The sequence below is a fragment of the Demequina sediminis genome (genome assembly GCF_030296675.1).
In the GTDB taxonomy this organism is placed as follows: Bacteria; Actinomycetota; Actinomycetes; order Actinomycetales; family Demequinaceae; genus Demequina; species Demequina sediminis.
In genome coordinates this window covers 2104096-2128562 of the sequence record NZ_AP027736.1, presented here as the reverse complement: position 1 = coordinate 2128562, position 24467 = coordinate 2104096, and the positions used below count along the sequence as shown (strand labels likewise).

Here is a 24467-nt window from a genome sequence, read left to right as displayed (position 1 = left end):
CCCGCCCCCGCCTGCACTGGAGTACCCATGATCTCCGAGCCCGTCTCGCTTCCTCCGCTCTCGCTGTCGCGCGCCGACGCACGAGACGCCGAGCTGGAGCGCGTGCACGGGGACACACATCGCCGCTGGTGGTGGGGCCTCGCGGTGGTGTCGATCGTCTCGGCGGTCGTGGTGCGCGTGGTCGTGTCGCGCTCCGCGGTCGCACCCCGCACCCCGTGGGACGAGAACGGCCTGTTGCAGATGGCTCGAGTCATCGCCGGCCAGAACGATGTGCCACCGATGTCGGGTGCCGGCTACTTCCCCGGGTTCTCCTTCTTCATCGCCCCCGTGTGGTGGTTCACCGATCACGCACCAACCGTCTACACCGCCTCACTGTGGATCGCGATCGCGTTCGGACTCGGCGCCTATGTGCCGCTCACGCTGCTGGCACGAAGGATGGGAGTGTCGACACCCCAGGCGATTGTCGCCGCTGGCGTGGTGATGCTGCTTCCGGCGCTCACCGCGAACGCCGACTACGTGCTGAGCGAGTCCGCGCTCATGTTCTGGGTCGCGTGGGCCGCCGTCGCCGTCTTCGCGGTGTGGGACAAGCCGGGCTGGGGCCGCATGGTGCTCACGGTCGCGGCGGTCCTGATGGCCTTCCTCACACATGCGCGAGCCCTACTGCTCGTGATCGTGCTAGTGATCTGGCTCCTCGGCTTCCTCCGTCGCAGTGCGCGACATGCACTCCTCGGACTCGCGCTGCTCCTTCCCGGCGCGTTGGCGGTCCAGACGATCGCCAAGACTCTCACCGACGCCGTCCTGATCGGGGAGTTCCGTCAGAACGAGCTCGTGCTGAACACACTTGCCTCGACGAACCCGTCGCTCCTGCTCCAGGTCACCCTCACACAGACATGGGCGCAGCTCGTCGGGTCACTGGGCCTGATCGCTGTCGGTGGCGTCGTGCTGACCGCGTGGACGTTTCGGGACCTTGCGCGCTGGCGCACCCTCGGCCCATCCGCCTACGTGTTTGGCGCGGGGCTCGCGGCCGCCCTGCTGTCCTTCGCGGCATGGTCGGGTCCGGCCGCCCACTTCCGCGGCACGTGGCCGCGCTTCGACTCCTGGGTCTACACGCGCTACATCGACCCCTTCGTGGCGCTCGTCGTGCTCGTGGCGGTCACCGCTCTCATCCGGAAGCTCAGCGGGAGGGTGATCGCCATTGCGATCGCGGCCTCGACCGCCGTCGTGCTCGCGACGGTCTACTGGGCCGCGCGCCCCATCGCCACCTGGGGCAGCATGGACGGACCCGTCAACGCCTCGGGCGTGCTGGCATTCACACGTTTTCTGCCCCGCGAGCCCTTCCCTCTGCCGCATATCCCCACACTCACGAACGGCGGCCGGTTCTGGGTGATCGCCTCGATTGTCGTCCTCGCTTCACTGGTCGTCATGCTCGTGCTGCGGGGGCGACCGCGGGCGCTCGCTGCCGCACTCGTGATCGGCATGTCGGCGCACTCGCTGGCCGCCAATCCCGACCAGGCGCGCGAGACGCCCGACAATCTGCAGTACGGGGTTGAACGGGCGGAGTCGGTCGCGGGCAATGAGGTGGCCATCGACTTCGCTCTCGGATGCGACTCGGTCTCCGGCTTCCAACGCGCGCAGGCGCTCAACTGGATCGGCTTCTGGTTCTCTCCGCGTGACGTCAATGCGGTCGACCCCGCGACCGACGATTTCACCGCAGAGGTCGTCGTGGCGTGCATGGGGTGGGACGACGAGGCGGAGCAGCGTGACGCACGACTCCTCGAAGGCTCCGAGAACTACGGCTACGGCGTGTGGATCCTGCCGGGCGAGATCCAGGACGCCCTGGCCGCGGAGGGAGCGTTCCGCGACTAGGCGCCGCGGGCCGACCGGCTAAGCGCGGGGCGTTGCCGCCGTTGTGCGGACCGTCGGCCCGTACTGCTGCTCCTTGAGACGCTCGAGCGCCTGCTCCTGGAGGATCCTGTTGGTCTTCGACAGGTCTGACAGCACGCCCAGTGCGATCGAGAGCAGTGCCCCGATCAGCAACAGCGTTCCCAGCATGAGCGACTGGAAGTGGTTGCCCTGATCGCCCGCGGCGAGCAGCACCGCGTAGCGGGCGAACGGGAAAAGCCCGATCAATCCGAACACCGTGGCAAGCGTCGCGAAGATGGTCCACGGCTTGAACATGATGTAGGAGCGCAGGATGGCCTGGCCGGACTTGAGCATGTGCTCAAACATGTTGCTGAAGAGTCGCGACTCGCGCGTCTTGGGGTTGGTGTCGATCGCGACGGAGGAAATCGCGAGACGCTTGTTGCCCGCCTGAATGATGGTCTCCATGCAGTAGCTGAACTGGGTGACCACGTTGAGCGCGTAGAGCGAGGAACGCGAGTAGGCGCGAAAGCCCGAGGCCGCATCGGGGAGGTCGGTGCCCGCAGCCTTGTTGACCACCCACGAGCCGAACCTCTGCATGACCTTCTTGAAGCCCGAGAAGTGCTCGATCGTGTGGGTCTGTCGGTCGCCGATGACGATGTCCGCTTCGCCGGCCAGCACGGGTGCGACCAGGTCGCCGATGCGTTCCTGGGGATACTGGTTGTCGCCATCGGTGTTGACCACGATGTCGGCTCCGTGCGACAACGCGTAGTCGACGCCATCGCGGAACGACTGCGCGAGACCCATCGGACGTGGGTGGCGCAGCACGTGCGCACCAAACTCACGGGCGATCTCACCGGTGCGGTCCGTCGAGCCGTCGTCGATGACCAGCAGCTCGATCTCATCGATGCCGGGAATCTCCTTCGGGATGCCCGCGAGGACGATCGGAAGGGTCGCTTCCTCGTTGAGACACGGAACCTGAACGATGAGTTTCACGGAGAAAGCGTAACGTAGCGGGGCTCGTGTGCGTCTTACGACGACGATTGCTGGTCGAAGCGGTAGAGGAACGATGCCATGGCGTCGCGGGTGACGGGGTTCAGGGGCCGGTACTCGCGGCCCCGAGAGGTCTCCCAGCCGGTGGACAGGCCTGACTCGTACATCCACGAGATCTCGGCATAGAACTCCGAGTTCGTGGGCGTCACGTCGACGAAGTAGCTGGTGGCGGGCGGCACATAGCCCTCGGGAGCGGCGAACCGGTAGAGGAACGCGGCCATCGCGTCGCGACCGATCGAGCGCAGCGGCCTGTACTCGGGGCCCGCCGGCGTCTCCCAGCCCTGTGCAAGCCCGTTCGCGGCGAGCCACTCGATCGGGACGTAGAACTCGGACGAGTCCGCGGTGACGTCGATGAAGGTGGGCGTCGCGGGCGTGGCGTGGGTCGCGCCCGCGTACCTGTAGAGGAACGCCGCCATCGCGTCGCGACCCACCTTCTGGAGCGGACGATATTCGGCGCCGAGCGCCCCCTCCCAGCCGAGCGAGATACCCTCGCGCGCCATCCAGAAGATCGCCTCCGCGTGCTCGCTGTAGTCGTATGAGGCCGTCCGCGCCGACACGTCCGCGAACGGATGACCCGTGACGACCTCGCCCCCGACGAGCGCGACCCTCACCTTCTGGAATTCGACCACCTGAATCCCGGCCTCGGACACCGAATCGGTGATGGGCCATCCCCATGCGCCCGACGGCCCGCCCGCGGCGTCATAGGCGGTCGAGATCGCCCATCCATTGCCGCGGTACGTGACGATTCCGGACGACGTCCGGTACATGGTGCCCTTCGCGAAACGCTGGACGATCCCGCCTCCGTTGGCGGACACCGACGTTGCCGGCGCGAGCGCCTCGCCGACCACAGAGAGGCCGCCGTAGGACTCATACGCGGACGTCAGGTTCGCGTGGACGGGATATCCCGTCGTGGGGCCGAACCAGTCCGAGTAGTAGAGGAAGAAGTTGCGGTTGCCGTACGAGCTACACGAGTTGCCCGTGCCATACCCCGCGTTGAGAGCAGCACCGTTGGGGCGGTACGGCGTGTAGATATACAGGCCTGCGGTGGCCTGGTTGCGGATGGTCACGCTCGAGCTTCCGCAAGCCGTGTTGGGGTGGTACTGGATCGAGTTGGCGCGCCCCGCACGGTAGTTATACCCAGACGGATTCGCCTGGTAACGCTTGAACTGCAGCGAGGCGTTGTACACCTGATTTGAGAACCCGTAGTAGAGGGAGTCGCAGGGGGCGGTGTCCGGGCAGCCATAGCCCATGGCGCTGCGGTATCTGAAGGAGCTGGGGTAGGTATTCGTGACGAGCCCCTGCTCCTTCTGCAGCGTCACCAACAGCACCTTCTGGCTGACCCCGCACGCGCGCGCCACGATGTCGATCACCTGCGCGGCGGTCACGTTGGTCCGCGCGGAGATCGCCTTGCACAGCACGGCTCCTGAGGAGGTCTTCACCTCCGCCCTTGCAGCGAAGCTCGTGCGATAGTCCTTCAAGCACGTGATGTCGTCGGGATCCGAGTCCCGCCAGGGCTCGCACGTCGGCACCTTCCCATTGAGGAAGGTCTGGATCTCGGCAGCCGTCATCGCGCTCGAGTCGTAGAACAGCGCGTCCGTGATGATCATGCCGGGGTCGAAGTCGTTGGCGTCAACGGCCGCGGTGGCGGAAGCCGCGGGCACCGCGACACCCACGGCAGCCAGGCACAGGCCGGTCAGGCCCGTGAGGACGCGGCGCAGGCTCACGGCAGGCTCACCTTCTGCGACTCGGACACACCCTCGTAACCGGGCGCCTCGTAGCGGATGCTAAACGTCCACTCGCCGGCGGAGAGGTCGGCCACGCGCACGCGCAGGCCCTCCGCGCAGGCTGACGAACTCGCGGAGCGATTCGCGGACCCGGTGACCGTGACGCGGTCGCCACCCTTGGTCATCACCATGACGCACCGGGCATCGTCGACCACGACGCCCTGGACGAGGGCGGCCGCGTCAAACCAGGTGCCGTCGCTTCCCCAACTCGTGAGATGCACGTCGACGCGGGCCACGTTCGACCCACCCGTGGGGGTGGGCGCGACCACGGGATCGTCGGTGCCCACGCCATCTCCGGGATCATTCGAGGGCACGTCGGCGGTCGCGGTGGGCTCCGGCGTGGCGGACGGCTGCGGCGTCGCGGTCACGGCAACGGAGGGGGTGGTGCTCGGTCCCTCGACGGTGACCGAGGCGCTCGGCGACGGCTCGACCGTGGCCGGCGTGCACGCCGCCAGGAGCATGGCGGCGACGGCCGCAAGCGCCCCACCCAGAAGGGGGCGGCGGTGGGTCGGCGTCATGGTGTCTCCTCGGGATGCGTGCCGGACCGGCGGCACCCATGCTAAACATCCCGCGGGCCCTCCCCTGAGCCATCGGACGCGTGTCGGGGAACCCGGCCGCGGCATCGTTCCCGCGCGCGGGCTACCCTGTGGGCGTGAATCCACCCGCCGGCACGGTCGTCATCGCGATCGTCACCTTCAACCGATCCGCGCTCCTCGACGACCTCCTGCGCAGCGCGGCGGCCATGACCACGCCCGCCGACCGCATCGTGATCGTGGACAACGCGAGCACCGACGACACGCAGGACGTGATCGCGCAGTGGACGCCTCGCTTTCCCGACGGCGTGGTGGTCAACAGGAGGCTCGAGACCAACACGGGCGGCGCGGGCGGCTTCAGCGAAGGCACCCGTGTCGCGCTCGAGTTGGGCGCCGACTGGGTATGGCTCATGGACGACGACGTTGAGATCCTGCCGGACGCCCTCGAGCTCTTTGCCCCGTGGATGGCTCGCTTCCAGGTCATTCACGGTCGTCGCTACGACGTCGACGGCACTCCCTTCTATTGGCAGGCGAAGTTCAACGAGTTCCTGGGCGTGCCCCTGCCGTACTCGGTGAAGACCTTCAACACCGAGGGCTACGCGGTCACCAACTCGGGCACGTTCGAGGGCATGCTCATCCACGCCGACGTGGTCGAGCGGATCGGCCTGCCCGACCCCCGCTTCTTCATCTCGTGGGACGACGCCGTGTACGCGTGGCTCGCCTCCCTCGAGACCGAGGTGGTCTACGTCGACGAGTTCGTGTTGCAGAAGAAGCGCGAGCAGCGCCAGGTCAACCTGGGGGTGCGCCACCTCAACGACTCGAGCCCGCTCGCGAAGTACCACGTGATGCGCAACCGCGCGTATGTGGGCCGCTACTTCGCGGAACACGGGCGCCTCAACCGGGTCGGTTTCGGTCTCGGCACGGGCCTCACCTACGCGAAGGAGGTCGTGCGGCTCGTGGTGGTCGAGCACGGCCTCAAGGGCCTGGGCGAGCTCACCCGTGGGTGGCGCGACGGGCGCAAGATCTGGGCGGACCGGTCCTGGGAGCCGATGCCCGCGCTGGCTCCGCGCACCCCCTCCGAGTAGGCGGGCCGGCCTACCGCTTCCTACCCTGTGCGGCCCTGCCACCGCGCGAGCGCGGCGAGCAGGGCATCGTTCTCCCGCGGTGAGCCGACCGTGACCCGCACGCCCTCGCCCGCGAACGGGCGCACCAGAATGGAGGGCTGCTGCCCGCCCAGGTGAGCGACCAGCGCGCCCGTGTCCTCGCCCACCGCGAGCCACACGAAGTTGCCCTGCGAGTCGGGAATGCTCCACCCGTCCGCGCGCAGCGCGGCGAGCACGCGCTCGCGCTCGGCGACCACGGTGTGCGCCCGCTCCACGAGCTCGTCGCCGGCCTCGAGCGAGGCGATCGCGGCCGACTGCGCCGGCCCGGACACCGAGAACGGCGTCACGCACGCACGCACGGGAGCGATCAGGGCCTCGGGACCCACCGCGTAGCCCACGCGCAGGCTCGCGAGGCCGTACGCCTTCGAGAACGTGCGCAGCAGCACCAGGTTGGGGTGGCGGTCGAGCGCCGCGGGTCCATCGACCACGTCCGGGTCGGTGACGTACTCAAGGTAGGCCTCGTCGAGGATGACCAGCACGCGCGTGGGGACCGCGGCCATGAACGCCTCGAACTCCGCCGTGGTCAGCGCGGGCCCGGTGGGGTTGTTGGGCGAGCACAGCATCGCGACGCGCGTGCGGTCCGTGACCGCGGCGGCCATCGCCTCGACATCGTGACGCGCATCCGCCGTCAGCGGCACCGTCACGGGAGTCGCGCCCGCGATCCGCGTGAGGATCGGATAGGCCTCGAAGCTGCGCCACGCGAACAGGACCTCGTCGCCCTCGCCCGCGTAGGCCTGCAGCAGGTGTGCGAGCACCGCGACGGATCCCGCGCCCGCGACCACGTGCGCGGGCTCGCGCCCTATGTGCGCGGCGATGCGCGCCGTGAGTTCCGAGGCCGCCATGTCCGGATAGCGGTGGATCAGTCCGCCCGCGTCCGCGAGCGCGGCGGTCACCGAGGGCAAGGGACCGTCGGGGCTCTCATTCGAGGACAGTTTGATGGGCGGCACCGCCGCGTCGCCCCGCGCGCCGGGCACGTACGCCGGCAGGGCGGCGATCGCGGGCAGCGGAGTGGGCAGGGAGGGCCCTGGCAGGGACGATGCTGGAGGGGTCTGGCCCGACGGCTCGCTTGGCATGGGCACCAGCATGGCACCCCGTGGAACAATGACGGCCATGCGCTTCGTCATCGTCTCCGCCATCACCGCCGTCGCGGTCTGGATCGTCACGCTGCTCCCGCTCGACGTGGTGGTCGACGGCGGCGAGACCGACACGTGGACCAGGATCGGGGTGTTCCTGCTCATCGGCGCGGTCATCACCGCCGCCAACTTCCTGGTCAAGCCGGTGATCGACCTCCTCGCGCTGCCCTTCAAGATCCTCACGCTGGGCCTGTTCTCGCTGGTCGTGAGCTGGTTCATGCTGTGGCTGAGCGCCTGGCTCACCACGCTCGTGCCCTGGGCGGAGCTCACGATTGGCGGCTTCTGGATCACGCTCCTCGCGGCGCTCATCATCAGCATCATCACCGCGATCCTGTCCGCCGTGGTGCCGGGCGCGCGCCGCGACTAGCGCCGCCCGAGCCTCCGTGTCCCTCCCCTACTTGGGGACCGTCAGCGGGCGGTAGGTGGTCACTTGCGTGGGCCCTCCCTCGAGGAATCCGCTCGCGCCGCCCACCCATGCGCGCGTCGAGGCGCTCAGCCCTCGGTCCACCGTGCGCGCCGTTGCCGCGTAGCCCGGGAGCCCGTGAGACTGTGCGAGGGTCCGCGAGCCGTCGGGGCGTCCGGGTCCCTGGGCGCGCCTGCGGTCCTGCGAGACGGTGACGCGGTGGGGCACGTCCGGGTTCGCGCGCGCATCGAGGCCGGGGACCGGATCGCGCGTGTTCTCGAGGTGAAGGGCCTCGACCGTGCGCGGCAGCGTGAGGCGCCCCGTGGGCGCACCCGCGGTCACCACGTGGGTGATCGCGTACCGGTCCGCGAGCGCGGTCGCGGCCACCACCGCGATCATGCCGCCCTGGCTGTGCCCGGCGATGAGGACGGGCTCGTCCGGCGCGATCCCGTGAGAGTGCATCGCGCTCGCCACGGAGCGCGCCGCGTCGGAGGCGTCGCCCGTGATGGAGGCGAGGTTGGCCTGGAGGTCGGCGGGGTTCGGATCCGTGACGCCCCAGTCCTGCGTGCCCGGAACGTAGACCAGGTGGCGCCGACCCTGCGCGGTCTCGACGGTCTCGATCGCGACCGTGCCGCCGCCCTGCGCATTAAGCCACGACAGCCGCGCGATGAGATCCGCGACGCCCTCGGGAGACTCGCCCTCCCACCGCCCGGTGATGCGTGCCACCGCGAAGCGCTCCTCGGTCGCCTCGGCCTCCGCCAGGGCCGCCGCGAGGGTGCGCGCGACGGCGTCGAAGCGCTCACCCACGGCCCGCGTGGCGGCCTCTGCGGAGTCGCGATTGACCCATGCGGACACCGGCGGGGTCCCTTGTCCGGTCACCAGGTCGAGCGGATTGCGCCCCATCACGATCATGCCCAACCCCGCCGGACCGACTGCCTGGGCAACTCCGTTCGCCACGCGGTGGGCCCACGTAACGGTACCGACGTAGTCCGCCGCCGCCTCTCCCACTCGCGTGGTCCACGCAAGACCGTCGCGCGCGGTGCACTCGGCGGTGAGGTAGGCCGCGGCGGCGACGCGCAGCGCGGTCGACAGCTGCCGCAGGCGGTCCGCCTCGGTCGCGGTGCCAGCGGCGTCGCGTGCGAGGTCACCCGCGAGGGGTGCGGTCTCGGACTGCCATGCCGCCACGTGAGCGGCGACCGCGAGCGCCCGCGCCGCCTGGTCCACCTCCGCGGCGGCGGCTGACAGCACTCCCGTGGCGCGATCGAGGTCCTCGAGCACCGCGGTCGTGCCGCCCCGGCCGCCGTGCGACCAGGCGTAGTCCTCGGTCACCGGGGAGGCCAGCCTTCCCCGCCGGGCACCCGCGCGGGAGTCGCCCTCGCGAGATGGGCGAGCGACTCCGCCTCCCGCTCGAGCGTCGCGACGCGCGCGGCGCACTCCGCCAGGCCAGCGCGGTAGCCCTCGGCAGCAAGCCCGGTCCAGTCCGCGCGACGCGCCGCCGTGAGCCGAGCCTGCGCGACACGCAGGGACTCGCTCGCCTGCTCGATCAGCGCCGTGACGTGCTCCATGCGTCGACGCTAGGCGCGGGGCCGCGACGCGCGAGGGCGAGGGGCGGCGCCTGGGGAGGGCGGGCATCGTCCCGCGGCCTGGGGATAACGGCCGTGGAAGAATGTGCGCGTGAACTGGACGACACTCGCCTCCCTCGAGCCCGCGATCGCGCTCGGCCCCCTCGACGGCCGCTACCGAGGCGCCGTGGCGCCGCTGGTCGACCACCTGTCCGAGCCCGCGCTCAACCGCATGCGCCTGCACGTCGAGGTCGAGTGGTTCATCCACCTGTGCGAGACCGGTGCCGTGCCGGGTGTGCGCCCGCTCACCGCCGACGAGACCGCGCTGTTGCGTGGCATCCCCGCGGGATTCGACGCGGCGGGCATCGCCGAGCACGCCGAGATCGAGAAGGTCACGGTCCACGACGTCAAGGCGGTCGAGTACTACATCAAGCGCCGCATCGAGGGGACCTCCCTCGAGCCGCTGAGCGAGCTCGTGCACTTCGCGTGCACCTCGGAGGACATCAACAACCTCTCCTACGCACTCATGGTCAAGGGAGCGGTCGAGGACGTGTGGCTGCCCGCGGCCCGGTCGCTCGTGGCGGACGTAGCGGACCTCGCGCGCGCCGCGAAGGCCATCCCGATGCTCTCGCGCACGCACGGCCAGACCGCGACCCCCACGACGCTGGGCAAGGAGTTCGCGGTGCTCGCTCACCGCCTGGGCCGTCAGGTGCGCCGCGTCGAGGCGCAGGAGTACCTGGGCAAGATCAACGGCGCGACCGGCACGTTCGGCGCGCACACCGCGGCCGTGCCCGGCACCGACTGGATCGAGGTGTCGCGCACCTTCGTCGAGGGCCTGGGCCTCACGTGGAACCCGCTGACGACCCAGATCGAGAGCCACGACTGGCAGGCGGAGCTCTACGCCGACGTCGCGCGGTTCGGACGCATCCTGCACAACCTCGCGACCGACGTGTGGACGTACGTGTCGCTGGGCTACTTCGCGCAGGCCGCGGCCAAGGGCTCGATCGGGTCGAGCGCGATGCCTCACAAGATCAACCCCATCCGCTTCGAGAATGCGGAGGCGAACCTCGAGATCTCGGCGGCGCTGTTCGACACGCTCGGCGCGACCCTGGTGACGTCGCGACTCCAGCGCGACCTCACGGACTCGAGCTCGCAGCGCAACATCGGGCTCGCGTTCGGTCACTCGCTGCTCGCGATCGACAACGTGCGCCGCGGGCTCACGACCCTGTCCGTCAACGAGGCCGCGCTCGCGGCCGACCTCGACGCGTCGTGGGAGGTCCTCGCGGAGCCGATCCAGTCCGCGATGCGCGCCGCGGCGATCGCCGGCGTGCCCGGGATGGAGAACCCCTACGAGCGGCTCAAGGAGCTCACGCGCGGGCAGTCCATTGATGCCGCGGCCATTCAGTCCTTTGTGGACGGGTTGCCGCTGCCGTCTGAGACGGCGGCGCGGCTGAGCGCCCTCACGCCGGGCGGCTACGTGGGGCTCGCGGAGGAGCTGGTGGACCGCTTCCTGGGCTGAGTCGCCCCGGTCACCTTCACCACCGAGCACTCTCGCGGCTCCGCCACCGAACACTTTCGCGGCTCCGCCACCGAACACTTTCGCGGCTCCGCCACACAGCAGCGCTCTCTTCGCACCCAATCGGGGGCCTCAGCCCCCGACACGCCGGCGACACGCCGAGCCGCGTGTGGCGGAGCCGCGAATCCGTGTGGCGGAGCCGCGAGCACGGAGCCGCGACTACAGCGGGTCGACGCGGACCGGATCGCCCACGCGCAGCTCTCCCGGCGCCACCACATGCGCGTACACGGCGATGCACGCATCGCGGCGCTCGCCGAGCGGCTTGAGCCAGCGCGCGGTCTCCTCGACGCCATCCTGAGCAAGGTCGATCACGCGGCAGCGCTCGTTGCGCGCGGTGACCCGCAGTCGTACGCCACCCACGTCGTCCACCGCACCCAGCACCACCTCGCTCCCGATCCAGCCCTCCTCGACGAAGGGCTCCTCGGTCTCGACCACGACGTTGACGCGCAGGCGCCGGGGGTCCGCGTCGACGCCCAGCTCCGCGCGGCACCAGTCGAGCGTCGCGGTGCCCACGAGCGACACGGGGCTCGCGTCGTAGAACGAGTGCTCGCTGTCGCGCTCAGCGAGCACGCGCATCGGCTCTCCCATCGCCGCGCTGAGGTCGGCGTCCAACGCCGCGTCGCCCACGCGCCAGGCGAGGCCGTCGCGCGAGACCACCACGGCATCGTCCACCGTGCTCGCCGCGTACCCGAAGACCTCGTCGTGGCGGCGGAAGCGGCGCGTGCGCTTGCCGGCCGCGAGCCAGCCCTCCGCGTCGACCACCCCGAACGCGCGGTCGCCCGTGAGGCCGCGCGCGTCGACGGCGGCGCGGTCGAGCGGCTCACCGCCCATGGCCTTCACGGGATAGCGGCGGAGGGAGACGATGCGCATGACGCCAGGGTAGGGGCGGGAACCGGGGGCGCGGGAAGGGTCGTTAGAGTGGCGTGACCATGGAGACCGCCGCCGCACTGCCCACGCGACCGCGGATGCGCGCCGAACTCTGGATCCTCCTGGGGATGTCGCTGGGTCAGAGCGCGGTGTACTCCGCGGTGCGACTCGTGGAGCGCTACCTCCAGCCCACACCGATCGGCGGACAGACCACCACGCTCAACCCCAGCCAGTCCCAGGTCGACGTGATCGACCTGATCATCCAGATCCTGAGGATCGGCTTCTCGCTCATGCCGGTGGTGCTCGCGCTGTACCTGCTGAGCCAGCACGGCGCGTCGTGGCGCGCGCGGCTGGGGCTCGTGGGGCCCGCGCGCGCGTGGTGGAACGATGCCGGGTGGGGCGTCGCGCTCGCCGCGATGATTGGGCTACCGGGTCTCGCGTTGTACGCCGTGTCGCGCGCCCTGGGTCAGACCGTGCGCATCGACACCTCGGGGCTTCCCGAGATGTGGTGGGCCGCCACGATCCTGCTGCTGTCCGCCGCGGCGGCGGGGGTGCTTGAGGAGTTCGTGGTCGTGGGCTTCGTGGTGACGCGACTGCGCGACCTGGGCCGCTCGCCGTGGACGGCGATCATCATCGCGGCGCTCATCCGTGGCGCCTATCACCTCTACCAGGGCTGGCCGATGGCGCTCGGGAACGTGGTGATGGGACTGGTGTTCGGCTGGGTGTTCGTGAGGCGCGGGCGGCTAGCGCCGCTGGTGCTCGCGCACTGGACCCTCGACGCGGTCGCCTTCATCGGGCCCGAGGTGGTGCCGGCCGAGTGGCTCGACGCGCTGGGTGTCGCGTGACCGGCGCTCGTCCGCTGGGGCCGCACGCCCGCCTCGCCCGTAGACTCTCCGCATGGCCGCCGACGCACCCGTGACGCGCGACGGCGCGCCCCGTGCGGATCGTCGATGAGCCCGAGACCAGGGTGCGTCGCTTCACCGACGTCATCGCGCTGCTCGCAACGGGCCTGGGAATCGTGCTGGTGCTGCTCATCGCGGAGTTCGCGCTCGGCACCACCGAGGGCCTGACGCAGGACATCGCCTCGATCTCGCCGCTGCTGCAGCGACTACTCGTGGCGCCGGTCAACATCTTCACGGGGATCCTGTCCGTGGTGATCCCGACGATCATGATCATCGACCTGCTGGTGCGCCGCGAGCCGCGCCGCATCATCGAGGCGCTCGGTGCCGCGATGATCGCGGTGATCCTCACGCTGATCGTCGCGCTGGTGCTGCTCGAGTGGGGCACGCCCGAGCTCCAGGACAGCCTCACGCCGCGCGGGTGGGAGACGCTGCAGCTGCCCGCGTACGTCGCGGCCATCGCCGCTCTGCTCACCGCCGCGGGTCGGCGGTCGACGCGCCGCTCGCTCTCGGTGTCCTGGAACGTCCTGTGGTTCGCCTTGGCGATCGCGGTCATCTTTGGCGTGGTCACGATCCCCGCGGCGTTGCTCACCGTCCTGCTGGGACGGATCGCGGGGCTCTCGCTGCGCTACTGGGTGGGGTCCACCGCCGACCGCGCGTATGGCGAGGCGCTGGTCGAGGGCCTGCGCCGCGCGGGCTTCGAGCCGCGCACGCTGGTGCGCGCGGACATGAGCCACCTGACCACGCAGCCCGAGCTCGACGCGGTCACCGCGGCGCTCGCGCGCACCCGCGAGGGCCGCGTGTACGCGCTCACCACCGTGCAGCAGCACCACCTGTTGGTGGTCGCTCTCGACGGCGACCAGCAGGCGGCAGGATTCGCCTCGAGGCTGTGGACCTCGCTGCGGCTGCGCGGGATCGACACGCGCGCCGACGTCTCGCTGCGCCAGAGTGCGGAGGCGACGGCGCTCGTGTCGCACGCGGCGCGGGTCGCCGGGGTGCGCACCAGCCGGGTGCTCGGGATGGGTCAGATCCGCGACACGATGCTGCTGGTCTATCAACGCCCTCCCGCCGCGCGACCCTTCGCCGATGTCCCGGACGACGAGGTCGGCGACGACCTCTTGGACGCGGTGTGGGCCGAGGTCGGCCGCGCGCACCGCGCGGGAATCTCGCACCGTCGCCTCGACGCGGACACCGTCCTCGTGGGCGTGGACTCTCCGCTCGACGAGCCGACGATCTGGCTGACCTCGTGGGAGATGGGCGAGGTGGCCACGAGCGTGCTCGCGCAGCGGATCGACGTCGCCCAGGTGCTCGCGCTCACCGCCGCGAAGGTGGGCCCCGAGCGCGCCGTCGAGTCCGCGTTCCGCAGCCTGGGCCCCTCCCAGGTGGAGCAGGCCGCCCCACTCCTCCAGGGCATCGTCCTCCCGGCCGGAACCCGCGCCGCACTCAAGGCGAGCGAGCACCCCAAGGTGCTCGAGGCGGTGCGCGAGCAGATCCTCGAGCGGTCGCCGGACGCCGAGGTCTCGAGCGAGAACATCACGCGCTTCGGGTGGCGCACCATCGCGACGCTGGGCCTGGGCATCTTCGCGGTCGGGTTTGTGGCCGTGAAGTTCAACACGCAGCAATTCCTCGAGGCGGTCCAGCAGGCGAATCCGTGGTGGCTGCTCGTGGGATTCGGTTGGGCGCTGCTTACGTTCGTGGGCGCGGCGCTCGCGCTGGCGGCGTTCAGCCCGGTTCGCATCCCGTTCTCGCGCGTGCTGCTCACGCAGGTGGCGGCCGCGTACATCTCGGTCGCGGTGCCCGCCGGCGTGGGTCCCGCGGCGCTCAACCTGCGCCTGCTCACCAAGCGCAAGGTGCAGACGCCGCTCGCGGTCGCGACCGTCGCCCTGGTGCAGGTGAGTTCCGTGGTCGTGACCATCGTGGGACTCGTGGTGCTCACGCTCGGCTCGGGCTCGCAGGGAGTGCTCGCGGCGCTGCCGAGCACGTCCGTGCTGATCGGTCTCGCGGTGGTGGCTCTGGTCGCGGCCGCCGCGCTGTCCGTGCCGCGCCTACGCGCGTGGGCGAAGCGGCGCATCATGCCCACGATCCGCCAGACCTGGCCGCGCCTCACCCAGGTGATCGGGCAGCCGTGGCGCCTCGCGCTGGGGCTGGGCGGCAACCTGCTGCTGACGATCGGATTCGTGGGAGCCTTCCACGCGTCGCTGTCGGCCTTCGGGCGCGAACTGCCGCTGATCGACCTCGCGGTGCTGTTCTTCGTGGGCAACGCGGTGGGTGCCGCCGTGCCGACTCCGGGTGGTTTGGGCGCCGTGGAGCTCGCGCTCACGACCGGCCTCACGGGTGCCGGGCTGCCCTATGCGCTCGCGCTGTCCGTCGTGCTCGTGTACCGCCTGCTGACGTACTGGCTGCGGATTCCGCTGGGCTACGTGGCTATGAAGTACCTGGAGCGGACCGGGGAGTTGTAGGCAACTGCCCCCGCCAACCCACCTACCCGATCCGCCGCCCCCCAGCACCGCGAGCAACCCGGGCACCGCGGAGGCGACCATGAGCACGTTGCCCAGCCCGGCATCGTCCCCCCGCAGAACCGCGCCCGCGATGAGCAAGCCGGCGAACAGGACCGCGGCCACCAGCCGCCTGCCCGTCCGATCCACGCGCGCGATCGCCGCCTCGACGCGTGGCGACGTCACCGCGAGACTGCCGTCCTCGACGCGATCGAGCACTCCGTCGAGCCGCTTGGGCAGGCGCCACGCGATCTGGGCGACCTCGACCGCCTCGCGCGCGACGTCGCCCATGAGATTGCCGCCCTCGCTGCGCAACAGCTTCTGCGCGTAGGGCTCGACCGAATCCCACAGGTTGTACGCCGGGTCCAGCGCGCTGCACACGCCCGAGGTCAGCGACACCGCACGCATGATGAGCAGGAAGTTCTCGGGGAGCTGGAACGGCAGCGTCAGCATCACGTCGCTGAACTCGAGCGCGAAGTCGCGGAACTCGCGCGGGTCGACCTCGCGCAGCTCCGCGAAACCCATCCCGCCAAAGCGCGCGAAGACCTGGGTCATCACCCGCTCAAGCTCGACCGTGTCCGCCGAGGGCAGGAGAACGCCCGCCTCGCGCATCGCGCCCACCATGCCGCGACCGTCCCGCGTCGCCGCCGCGATCACCAGCGAACGCAAAGTGCCGCGCAGCTGGGAGGGGACCTCTCCCATCATCCCGAAGTCGATGAAGGTGAGGGTCCAGTCCGGGGCGCCGATGCCGGCCTCGCCCGGGGTGACAAAGAGGTTGCCCGGGTGGGGGTCAGCATGGAAGAAGCCGTGGAGGAAGAGCTGATCGAACATGACCGCGGCGAAGGCGTTCGCGACGTCGGCGGGGTCGATGCCGGCCTCGCGAAGGCCCGCGTGATCCGTGATCTTGATCGCGGTGACGTCCTCAAGCGTGAGCACCTGCCGCGTGGTGCGCTCCCACACCACGGCGGGGACTCGCACGCGCGGCTCGTCGGCGAAGTTGGCCGCGAAGCGCTCGGAGTTGACCCCCTCGTGGAGATAGTCGATCTCCTCGAGGCTGGTCTGCGCGAACTCCTCGACCAGGGCGGGCATGTCGACGCGGCGATTGACGAGCCGCACGCGGCTCAGCCACCCGCCCACCTTCCGCAGCGCGGCGAGGTCGACGTCCACGATGTCGCGGATCCCCGGGCGCTGCACCTTGACCACCACGTCCGCAAAGCCGGCCTCGGCGGAGTCGTGCTCTCCCAGGCGCGCCCGGTATGCCTGGCCCAGCGACGCGGCGGCCACAGGGACCTCATCGATCGACGCGTAGACCTGCTCGAGCGGCACGCCCAGCTCGGCCTCCGCGAGCGCGCGGATCGCATCGAAGGGCACGGGCGGGACCTCGTCCTGCAGGTCCTCGAGCTCCTTGGTGATCTCCGGCGGCAGCACGTCGAGTCGCGAGGACATGAACTGGCCGAGCTTGATCATCAGCCCGCCCAGGTCCACGGCGAGGTGGCGGAAGCGGCGCGCGAAGGTCTTCATCCGTCCGTTGCGCGTGCGCTCCGCGATGCGCGACAGGCCGATGCTCGGCAGCACGATCTCGTACCACCACGTCACCGCGAGGTGCCAGGCGGCAAAACGCAGGATGCGGCGGTAGCGGGCGCGACCGTGGGCGACGTCGGGCATCGATCCTCCTTGCCCCCGCCGGACCTGATCGACTGGCGTCACTCCTGAGCGAGGATCGAGTACATGCTACGTCGCGCGGCGTCCAGCACCTCGACGGCCTTCGCCTGCTGCTCCGCGGTGCCGGTGCGCGCGACCTGAGACACGGCCTGCGCGAGGTCGATGCCCGCCTTGGGCAGCGCTCCACGGCCCGTTCCCTCGTGGGTCGCGGTGTCCGACCACGGCACGTGAGCCGCGGACTTCGCGGCCTCGGCGCGGCCGTCCTCGGTGAGCGAGTAGATCTTGCGGTCCTGAGCGGTCTCCGCGACCACCAGGCCCTCGTCGGCCAGCAGCTGCAGCGTCGGGTAGATCGACCCGGCGCTGGGCTTCCAGCGCCCGCCCGTGCGGGACTCGATCTCGCGAATCACCTGGTAGCCGTGCATCGGCTGCTCGGAGAGGAGAGACAGGACCGCGGCCCTCACGTCACCGCGCCCCATGCGCGACCCGACGCGCTTCTCGAAGCCCGAGCGCAGCTGGTCCATCGCCTCCCACATCTCGTCGGCCGACGGCAGCGTGCCAAAGCCACGGCCGCCGTGCCCTCCGGTACGAAACTCACCCATGATGACCTCCTTCGGATGTATCGCGAACGATACTGAACGATACATCGCTATCGTCACACGCCGAGGGGCGGTGGCGCAAGAGGGGGCAGCGGCGCGCGCAGAAGCGGCCGAGCCTGTCGAGGCTCGGCCGCTTCCGCTCTCGCAACCGTTAGCCGGTCACGCCGACCATCTCGTTCATCTCGACACCCACCTCGACGGACTTCCACACCTCGCCGCCCGCGTAGTCGACGATGTGCACCTCGCCGGTCGCCGGCTCCGTCACGTAGGCCATGCCAGCGAGCACCGTGAGCGCCGGGTGGGCGGTCTGCCACTCCTCGGGGATCTCCCAGCCGTCGATCACGTCAATGGCGCGCACCACGTCGCCCGTCGCGGGGTCGAGCACGCGCAGCGCCCCGTCCGTGCCGAGCACCAGGGCCTCGCCGTCCGCGCCGCGGGCCAGCCCGCGCCACGTGTACTGCGCATCCGCTCCCGGGAACGCGTCGATCACGGTGAGCGACTCGCTCGCCACGTCCAGCAGCGTCACCTGCGTGAGGCCGATACCGCCCTCGGGATCCGTCTTGTAGTCGGTGAGGACCACGTCGGAGCCCTCGACAGCGAACGCGTTGCCGATCCGCCCGAACGCGTCGGGCGCTGCCACCTTGTGAACGTGCTCGCCGTGGAACACCAGGGCGCCGTCCTCGCAGCCGGTCACGAAGTAGGCCTCGCCCGACGCGCCCGTGAAGGCCGTCTCGCCGTGCACGCCCGGGCACTCCTCGCTCGACGCGATGACGGCATCGTCCTCATCGAGGAGCATCGCGCCAGTGCGCCCGTCCGCGTCGCCGATCGTCACGAGCAGCTCGCCCGACTCCGTCGCGACCGCGACGCCGTGGTGCGCCTCGGCGGTGGTGTACTCGCGGATCGGGTGGAGGTGCTCGTGCTCGACCATGTCCGCCCACTCGCTGGTCTCGACCACGGTGATCTGGCCGGTGCCATCGTCGAAGAAGGCCGTGAGGCCGTCGTGCGGAACCACGTGACCAGGCTCCTCCGCCTCGAGGATCACCTCGTGGAGCGCGGGCTCGGACGTGAAGTGGTGCGCGTGATCGCCGTGCGCCTGCGTCCAGGTGCCGGCGTCGACGATCGCCCAGCCGCCAGTGGTCGACACCGCGACGTGACGCCCGTCGCCCACGGAACTGATGCGATTGAAGCCGGGAAGCTCGAGGGTCGCCTCGGTCTCGAGCGAGTTCGCGTCGAGCACGACCAGCCCGCCGTCATACGTGAGGACGATGCGCGGGGTCGCGGCCGTCGCCTCCGTCGCCTGGGCGGCCTCGTGGGCGTGGTCGTCGTGGTCGTCGCTGGCGCTTGGCGAGGCGCTGAGGGAGGACTCGCCGGCCTCGGTTGAGGCGCACGCGGTCAGTGCGAGAAGAGACAGGGCCGCGACGCCGGCCGTGGTGGCGCGTCGCGCGGAGCGTGAGAAGGACATCGGGTACCAAGGCCCGTCGAGGGCCCGCCTTTCCGTGAACGGGGAGTCCGGGATCGCTCCCGGCGGCGCCTCCTGATCGGCGCACAGCGTGACCCTACCGGATAACGAGAACGATTATCAATCTCGTCGGAGGCGGCGCCCCGACCGCGGCGAGGTGGGCCACTAGCGTGAGCGAAGCATCGTCGCCCGTCCGCCGCCGCCACGTTTCCGAACAGCAGACACCCGAACAGCAGGCACCCGACCCAGGAGTCCCCATGGCCGACGCCGTCGCATACGCCCTCCTCCTCGGCGCGGTCGCCGCGTTCAACCCGTGCGGCTTCGCGCTCCTGCCGGCCTACCTCACGGTCATCATCACCCGGAGCGCGGGCGCCCTGGGAGGGGACGATGCCCCGCCTCCCCGCGCGGTCGCCCTGCGTCGCGCGTTGGGCTTCGCTCTTGCGATGACGGCGGGGTTTGTGGCCATCTTCACGGCGCTGGGCCTGGTCTTCGGCGGCATCAGCCTGGGACTGCAGGCCACCGTCCTGCCGTATGTGTCGTGGGTGACGCTGGCGCTCGGGGTCCTGGTGGTCTGGCTCGGCGTGGTGATGACGGCGCGCGGCGAGCTGCGCGGCCCGGGGCTCGCAGCACTGAGTCGCGCGTCGCACGCCCCGGGGCGCACGTTCGCGTCGCAAGTCGCGTATGGCGCATCCTTCGCGATCGCCTCGCTCAGTTGCACGATCGGCCTGTTCCTCACCGTGGTCACCCAGGCCCTCGCGGCACCGGGTCCCGCGCAGACGATCGCCCCGTTCGTCGCGTACGCGGTGGGCATGGGAGCAACTGTCGTGCTCGTCTCGCTCGCGGCCGCGGTGGCTGGCGCCGGCGCTGCGGCGGCCCTGCGGCGCCGCACCCCGCTGCTCATGCGCGCCGGCGGCGTGCTCATGGTGGCGGCCGGGATCTACGTGGTGGTGTTCGCGCTGGCCGAGATCCTGCCGCGCTACGGCATCACCGCACTCAACCCGGTGTTGCTCGCGACCGCGCGCTGGCAGTCGGGCATCTCGCTCGCGATTCAGTCGTGGGGCACCGCCGTGTTGGTGGCACTCGTGGCGGTGGCCGCGGCGGCGGCGGTCGCGGTCGTGATCGCCGCTAGGAGGACGCGATCTTCTCGGCGTACTCGATGAGGTCCTCGGCGGTCGTGCCGCCACCCAGCTCGTAGGCCTCGCCCGAGTCGTCGATCACCATCAGCGTCGCCTGAGACACCACGTCGAAGCCGCGCCAGATCTCGCCGTCGAGATCCGCGACGTGGGTCATGTCGCCGGTCTTGCTGATCTCGACGAACTCCTGCATGTGCTCCAGGTCGCCCGACAGTCCCGCAAGTCCGACGACCTCGACGCCCTCGGGAAGCTGAGGGATCGCCTCGAGGATCTCGGGCGCCTCGGCCAGGCACGTGGGGCACCACGGCGCCCAGAACCACAGGATGACGTCGCGGTCGTCGAGAGTGAGACCGTCGAACGTGCCGGAGCCGTCGACCAGCGGGCCCGAGAACGCGAAGGCGTGGGGACCGTCGGGAGTCTCCGGCTCGGTCGTGGGCGAAGGGTCTTGCGTCGGACCGGTGCTCGACTCGGTGGTCGATCCGGCGTCCGCCCCTCCGGACGGCGTTGCGGCGGGACTGTCGCCGGCAGCGACGCCCTCACCGGAGTCGGCCGCGCACCCCGCGAGCAGGACCGCTCCTCCCACGAGCGCGCCTGCCGCCCACCCGAGACTCCACCGTGCTGCCATCGCGGCCTCCTCGCCGTTGCCGTCTGTGCGTACGGTACGTGTTCGGAGCCGTGCGAGCGAGGGATGCCTAGAGGTCGGGCGCCATGTCCGCGAAGTGGGCGAAGTCCTTGCGGAACGCGACAGCGATGGTGTCCGTGGGTCCCGCACGGTGCTTCGCCACGATGAAGTCGGCCTCGCCCGGCCGGTTCTCGCGGTCGTAAGCGTCCTCGCGGTGGAGCAGGATCACGATGTCGGCGTCCTGCTCGATCGACCCCGACTCACGCATGTCGGACAGCATGGGCTTCTTGTCGCCGCGCTGCTCGGGTCCACGGTTGAGCTGCGAGATGGCGATGACCGGAGCGCCGACCTCCTTGGCGAGCAGCTTGAGCGCGCGCGAGAACTCGGAGACCTCCTGCTGACGCGACTCGACCTTGCGACCCGAGGTCATGAGCTGCAGGTAGTCGACCACGATCAGCTGGAGGTCGTGCTGCTGCTTGAGGCGGCGGCACTTGGCGCGGATCTCCATCAGTGTCATGTTCGCGGAGTCGTCGATAAACAGCGGCGCCTTCGCGACCGAGGCGGCGGTCTGCGCGAGCCGCTCCCAGTCGCTCGGACCCATGGGTCCCTTGGTGAGCTTCGAGAGCTTCACGCCGGCCTCGGCCGACAACATGCGCTTGGTGATCTCCTCGCGGCTCATTTCGAGCGAGAAGATGACGGCGGCCTTGTTGTGGTGAATCGCGCACGACCGCGCGATGTCGAGGCCCAGCGTGGACTTGCCGATCGCGGGGCGCGCGGCGAGCACGACCATCTGGCCAGGCTGGAGCCCGCCGGTGAGGTCGTCGAGCTCGCGGAAGCCCGTGGGCACGCCCAGCATCGAGCCGTCGCGGGCCGACGCGGCGTCGACCTCCTCGAGCGTGCGCTCCATGATGTCGCCGATGGGCAGGTAGTCCTCGGAGTTGCGGCGCTCGGTCACCGCGAAGATCTCGGCCTGGGCCGAGTCGACGATGGCATCGACCTCGGCGCCCTCGCCGTCGTAGCCCATCCCGGCGATCCGGGTCCCCGCCTCGACGAGCTTGCGGAGGATCGCCTGCTCGCGGACGATGCGCGCGTAGTAGCCGGCGGATGCCGCCGAGGGCACCATCGCGATGAGCGTGTGCAGGTACTCGGCTCCGCCGATGCGGGCGAGCTGACCCTGGCGCTGCAGCTCGGCTCCGACCGTGAGGGCGTCGACAGGGTCTCCCGAGTTGTACAGCTTCACGGTGACGTCGAAGATCGTCTCGTGCGCGGGCTTGTAGAAGTCGTCGGCACGAACGGCCTCGATGACGTCCGCCATCGCGTCCTTCGACAGCATCATCGAGCCGAGCACGCTCTGCTCCGCCTCGAGGTTCTGGGGCGGGAGACGATCAAACGAATTGCGCGACCCTTCGCTGGGCCCGTACGCCGCTTCGAGCTCGTCGACTGACATGCCATCCCTTCCGTGAGCCGGTGAACCCAGCATGGCGCGGGGGTCTGACAACGGGCTCAGGCTCGCGACGGTAGGGCGCATTCGCGCCGCCGCCTAATCGGAGTGAGGTCGATCACGTGGACAACTCCGCCCGATCCGTGGATGACTCGGATTCACCCGTGGACAACCATGCGTGGGCCATGTGGACAGACATGTGGATTTCTCGTGACCGGCCCGCGATAGTGGAGCATTACCTGGGCTTTTGCTGCTCCCCCTCTGTGGAGAAAGGTGACGATGAAACCATCGGCGTGTCGCGCATCGGCGTGTCGCGAGGAGGCCCTGGGAGACCTGCCCGACTGCCCGTGAAGGGGGCCGGTTCCGCCCAGGATGCGGGTCGAAACGGATGCCACCCGCATTCGGGGCTGCGGCGGCCCCAAGTGCGGGCCCCTCCGGCATTCGCCCGCGTTCCGGGCCGGACCGGACGGGACCGGACCGAGCCGCACCGAGCCGCACCGAGCCGGGCCGAGCCGAACCGCACCGAGCCAAGCCGGGCCAACCCGCACCGACACCGACACCCACCCCAAGACACAGCGAGGCCCGGCCTCCCCACGGGAGACCGGGCCTCACAGCAGACGCCGGACCAGCCCTCGCGGGCCAGAACTGCAGTACTACTTCGCCGCGACCACCTGGACGGTCACCTTCGCGGTGACGTCCGAGTGCAGGGCAACCGACACCTCGTACTCGCCGAGCGCCTTGATGGGCTGGGCGACGTGGATGCGGCGCTTGTCGACCGTGGCGCGCGAGCCGATCGCGTCAGCGATGTCGGCGGGCGAGACGGCACCGAAGAGACGACCGGACTCGCCGGCCTTCACCGCCACCACGACGGGAGCCGACTGCAGCGCGTCGCGCGCAGCCTGAGCACCCTCGATGGTCGCGATCTCCTTGGCGCGCTGCGCCTTGCGCATGCCCTCGATCTGCTTCTCGGCGCCAGCGGACCACGGGGTGGCCAGCTTGCGGGGAACCAGGTAGTTGCGCGCGTAACCGTCCTTGACGTCGACGACGTCGCCGGCGATGCCGAGCCCGGAGACCTCGTGGGTCAGGATGACCTTAGCCATGTCCTACCCCCGATCAGCGGCCGGAGCCGGCGTAGGGCAGGAGGGCCATCTCGCGCGCGACCTTGATGGCGCGGGCGATCTGACGCTGCTCCTGAACGGTGACCCCGGTGACGCGGCGCGAACGGATCTTGCCGCGGTCGGAGATGAACTTGCGAAGCAGCGCGGTGTCCTTGTAGTCAACCTTGTCGACCTTGGCGGCCTTGAGGGGGTTGACCTTCTTGCGCGGCTTGCGGATGTCGTGCTTAGCCATTGAAGTGAACTCCTGAAGAAAAGTACCTGTTAGAACGGGGGCTCGTCCGACGCGGGGGCCGAGGCCCACGGGTCGTTCGACGAGCCACCGGCGGGCGAGCCGCCGTAGCCGCCGCCACCGGAGTTGCCCCCGCCGAATCCGCCGCCGCCCTGGCCGCCGCGCTGCGTGCGCGTGACCTTGGCCGTGGCGTACCTCAGGGACGGGCCGACCTCGTCGACCTGCATCTCGGTGACGGAGCGCTTCTCGCCGTTCGCCTCCCACGAGCGCGACACAAGGCGTCCGGTGACGATCACGCGCATGCCCTTGGTGAGGGACTCTGCGACGTTCTCGGCAGCCTCGCGCCACAGGGAGCACCGCATGAACAGGGTCTCGCCGTCCTTCCACTCGTTCGACTGACGGTCAAACGTGCGGGGGTGGACGCCACCGTGAAGTTCACGACAGCCGCGCCGGAGGAGATGAAGCGAAGCTCCGGGTCTCCGGTGAGGTTGCCGACCACGGTGATCTGAGTGTCGCCTGCCATGTGTGTGTCCCTTGAGTGTCGTGTGTGTGCTGGTGAGAGTCGGGAGAGATCCGGACTAGTGAGCGTCCGGACGCAGCAGCTTGGTGCGAAGAATGGTCTCGTTGAGGCCGAGCTGACGCTCGAGCTCCTTGGCCGTCGCGGACTCCGAGGTGAAGTTGATCACCGCGTAGATGCCGTCGTTCTTCTTCTTGATCGGATATGCCAGACGACGGCGGCCCCAGATGTCGAGCTTGTCGACGGTGCCCTTGTCGTTGGTGATCACGGTCAGGTACTTGTCGAGCGACGGCTGAACCGTACGCTCGTCGACCTCAGGGTCGAGAATGACCATCATTTCGTACTGACGCATCGATACCCAC

At 70.1% G+C, this 24467-nt stretch carries 21 protein-coding genes and 2 pseudogenes; 7 read left to right on the top strand and 16 right to left on the bottom strand.

The annotated features are described in order from the left end of the window. Window positions 1-27: 27 nt before the first annotated feature. The gene (locus QUE44_RS10870) at window positions 28-1866 is read left to right on the top strand and encodes a hypothetical protein (protein WP_286214544.1); all 1839 of its coding nucleotides are present in this window, start codon (window positions 28-30) and stop codon (window positions 1864-1866) included. 18 nt (window positions 1867-1884) lie between these two features. On the opposite strand, the gene QUE44_RS10865 is transcribed toward QUE44_RS10870, so the two are convergent. Genes QUE44_RS10865 through QUE44_RS10855 form a run of 3 tightly spaced genes read right to left on the bottom strand, consistent with a single transcriptional unit; the run spans window position 1885 to window position 5215 of the window. Further along, window positions 1885-2856, bottom strand: coding sequence for a glycosyltransferase family 2 protein (locus QUE44_RS10865; RefSeq protein ID WP_286214543.1), 972 nt, complete (start codon window positions 2854-2856; stop codon window positions 1885-1887). Window positions 2857-2891: 35 nt separating this feature from the next. After that, window positions 2892-4637 (bottom strand): LGFP repeat-containing protein, encoded by a 1746-nt coding sequence (locus tag QUE44_RS10860; protein WP_286214542.1) that lies wholly within the window; start codon window positions 4635-4637, stop codon window positions 2892-2894. Then, window positions 4634-5215, bottom strand: coding sequence for a hypothetical protein (locus tag QUE44_RS10855; protein WP_286214541.1), 582 nt, complete (start codon window positions 5213-5215; stop codon window positions 4634-4636). Before QUE44_RS10855 ends, QUE44_RS10860 begins: the two co-directional genes overlap by 4 nt. Before the next feature lie 134 nt (window positions 5216-5349). Here QUE44_RS10855 and QUE44_RS10850 point away from each other — a divergent pair, with 134 nt between their 5' ends. Beyond that, the gene (locus QUE44_RS10850) at window positions 5350-6315 is read left to right on the top strand and encodes a glycosyltransferase (protein ID WP_286214540.1); all 966 of its coding nucleotides are present in this window, start codon (window positions 5350-5352) and stop codon (window positions 6313-6315) included. A 20-nt stretch (window positions 6316-6335) separates the two neighbouring features. On the opposite strand, the gene QUE44_RS10845 is transcribed toward QUE44_RS10850, so the two are convergent. Beyond that, window positions 6336-7466, bottom strand: a complete 1131-nt coding sequence (locus QUE44_RS10845; protein ID WP_286214539.1) for a histidinol-phosphate transaminase — start codon at window positions 7464-7466, stop codon at window positions 6336-6338. 37 nt (window positions 7467-7503) lie between these two features. On the opposite strand from QUE44_RS10845, the gene QUE44_RS10840 reads away from it, so the two are divergent. After that, window positions 7504-7893 (top strand): phage holin family protein, encoded by a 390-nt coding sequence (locus QUE44_RS10840; RefSeq protein ID WP_286214537.1) that lies wholly within the window; start codon window positions 7504-7506, stop codon window positions 7891-7893. A gap of 27 nt (window positions 7894-7920) precedes the next feature. On the opposite strand, the gene QUE44_RS10835 is transcribed toward QUE44_RS10840, so the two are convergent. Both QUE44_RS10835 and QUE44_RS10830 read right to left on the bottom strand, forming a co-directional pair. Then, window positions 7921-9258: a lipase family protein gene (locus QUE44_RS10835; RefSeq protein WP_286214536.1), complete on the bottom strand. Its 1338-nt coding sequence runs from the start codon at window positions 9256-9258 to the stop codon at window positions 7921-7923. After that, window positions 9255-9494 carry a hypothetical protein gene (locus QUE44_RS10830; RefSeq protein WP_286214535.1) on the bottom strand — a complete coding sequence of 80 codons (240 nt, stop codon included), beginning with the start codon at window positions 9492-9494 and terminating at the stop codon, window positions 9255-9257. The genes QUE44_RS10835 and QUE44_RS10830 overlap by 4 nt, the downstream gene beginning before the upstream one ends. Before the next feature lie 109 nt (window positions 9495-9603). On the opposite strand from QUE44_RS10830, the gene purB reads away from it, so the two are divergent. Then, window positions 9604-11010 (top strand): adenylosuccinate lyase, encoded by a 1407-nt coding sequence (purB, locus tag QUE44_RS10825; protein ID WP_286214534.1) that lies wholly within the window; start codon window positions 9604-9606, stop codon window positions 11008-11010. 216 nt (window positions 11011-11226) lie between these two features. Here purB and QUE44_RS10820 read toward each other — a convergent pair whose 3' ends face one another. Next, window positions 11227-11937 carry an MOSC domain-containing protein gene (locus tag QUE44_RS10820; protein ID WP_286214533.1) on the bottom strand — a complete coding sequence of 237 codons (711 nt, stop codon included), beginning with the start codon at window positions 11935-11937 and terminating at the stop codon, window positions 11227-11229. A gap of 59 nt (window positions 11938-11996) precedes the next feature. Here QUE44_RS10820 and QUE44_RS10815 point away from each other — a divergent pair, with 59 nt between their 5' ends. Both QUE44_RS10815 and QUE44_RS10810 read left to right on the top strand, forming a co-directional pair. Then, on the top strand, window positions 11997-12779 hold the full coding sequence (locus QUE44_RS10815; RefSeq protein WP_286216755.1) for a CPBP family intramembrane glutamic endopeptidase: 783 nt from the start codon (window positions 11997-11999) through the stop codon (window positions 12777-12779). Between the two features lie 92 nt (window positions 12780-12871). Next, window positions 12872-15292, top strand: a complete 2421-nt coding sequence (locus QUE44_RS10810; RefSeq protein WP_286214532.1) for a lysylphosphatidylglycerol synthase transmembrane domain-containing protein — start codon at window positions 12872-12874, stop codon at window positions 15290-15292. A 36-nt stretch (window positions 15293-15328) separates the two neighbouring features. On the opposite strand, the pseudogene QUE44_RS10805 reads toward QUE44_RS10810, so the two are convergent. The 3 genes and pseudogenes from QUE44_RS10805 to QUE44_RS10795 all read right to left on the bottom strand — a co-directional run. Continuing rightward, a pseudogene (locus QUE44_RS10805) lies at window positions 15329-16993 on the bottom strand (ABC1 kinase family protein); the annotation flags it as partial. 38 nt (window positions 16994-17031) lie between these two features. Beyond that, a complete protein-coding gene (locus QUE44_RS10800; RefSeq protein ID WP_425557966.1) occupies window positions 17032-17592 on the bottom strand; it encodes a PadR family transcriptional regulator in 561 nt (186 codons plus the stop codon). A gap of 145 nt (window positions 17593-17737) precedes the next feature. Continuing rightward, window positions 17738-19048 (bottom strand): hypothetical protein, encoded by a 1311-nt coding sequence (locus tag QUE44_RS10795; RefSeq protein WP_286214531.1) that lies wholly within the window; start codon window positions 19046-19048, stop codon window positions 17738-17740. 254 nt (window positions 19049-19302) lie between these two features. On the opposite strand from QUE44_RS10795, the gene QUE44_RS10790 reads away from it, so the two are divergent. Then, entirely contained in the window at window positions 19303-20205 is a 903-nt protein-coding gene (locus QUE44_RS10790; RefSeq protein WP_286214530.1) for a cytochrome c biogenesis CcdA family protein, read from the top strand. On the opposite strand, the gene QUE44_RS10785 is transcribed toward QUE44_RS10790, so the two are convergent. The 6 genes and pseudogenes from QUE44_RS10785 to rpsF form a co-directional block, all read right to left on the bottom strand. Beyond that, a complete protein-coding gene (locus QUE44_RS10785; protein WP_286214529.1) occupies window positions 20171-20803 on the bottom strand; it encodes a redoxin domain-containing protein in 633 nt (210 codons plus the stop codon). The genes QUE44_RS10790 and QUE44_RS10785 overlap by 35 nt on opposite strands. Before the next feature lie 67 nt (window positions 20804-20870). Next, entirely contained in the window at window positions 20871-22247 is a 1377-nt protein-coding gene (dnaB, locus tag QUE44_RS10780; protein WP_286214528.1) for a replicative DNA helicase, read from the bottom strand. Between the two features lie 647 nt (window positions 22248-22894). Next, window positions 22895-23341 (bottom strand): 50S ribosomal protein L9, encoded by a 447-nt coding sequence (rplI, locus tag QUE44_RS10775; protein WP_286214527.1) that lies wholly within the window; start codon window positions 23339-23341, stop codon window positions 22895-22897. A 13-nt stretch (window positions 23342-23354) separates the two neighbouring features. Beyond that, window positions 23355-23591 (bottom strand): 30S ribosomal protein S18, encoded by a 237-nt coding sequence (rpsR, locus tag QUE44_RS10770; protein WP_286214526.1) that lies wholly within the window; start codon window positions 23589-23591, stop codon window positions 23355-23357. Window positions 23592-23620: 29 nt separating this feature from the next. Then, a pseudogene (locus QUE44_RS10765) lies at window positions 23621-24111 on the bottom strand (single-stranded DNA-binding protein). Window positions 24112-24166: 55 nt separating this feature from the next. Continuing rightward, window positions 24167-24457 carry a 30S ribosomal protein S6 gene (gene rpsF / locus QUE44_RS10760; RefSeq protein WP_286214525.1) on the bottom strand — a complete coding sequence of 97 codons (291 nt, stop codon included), beginning with the start codon at window positions 24455-24457 and terminating at the stop codon, window positions 24167-24169. Window positions 24458-24467: the final 10 nt, after the last annotated feature.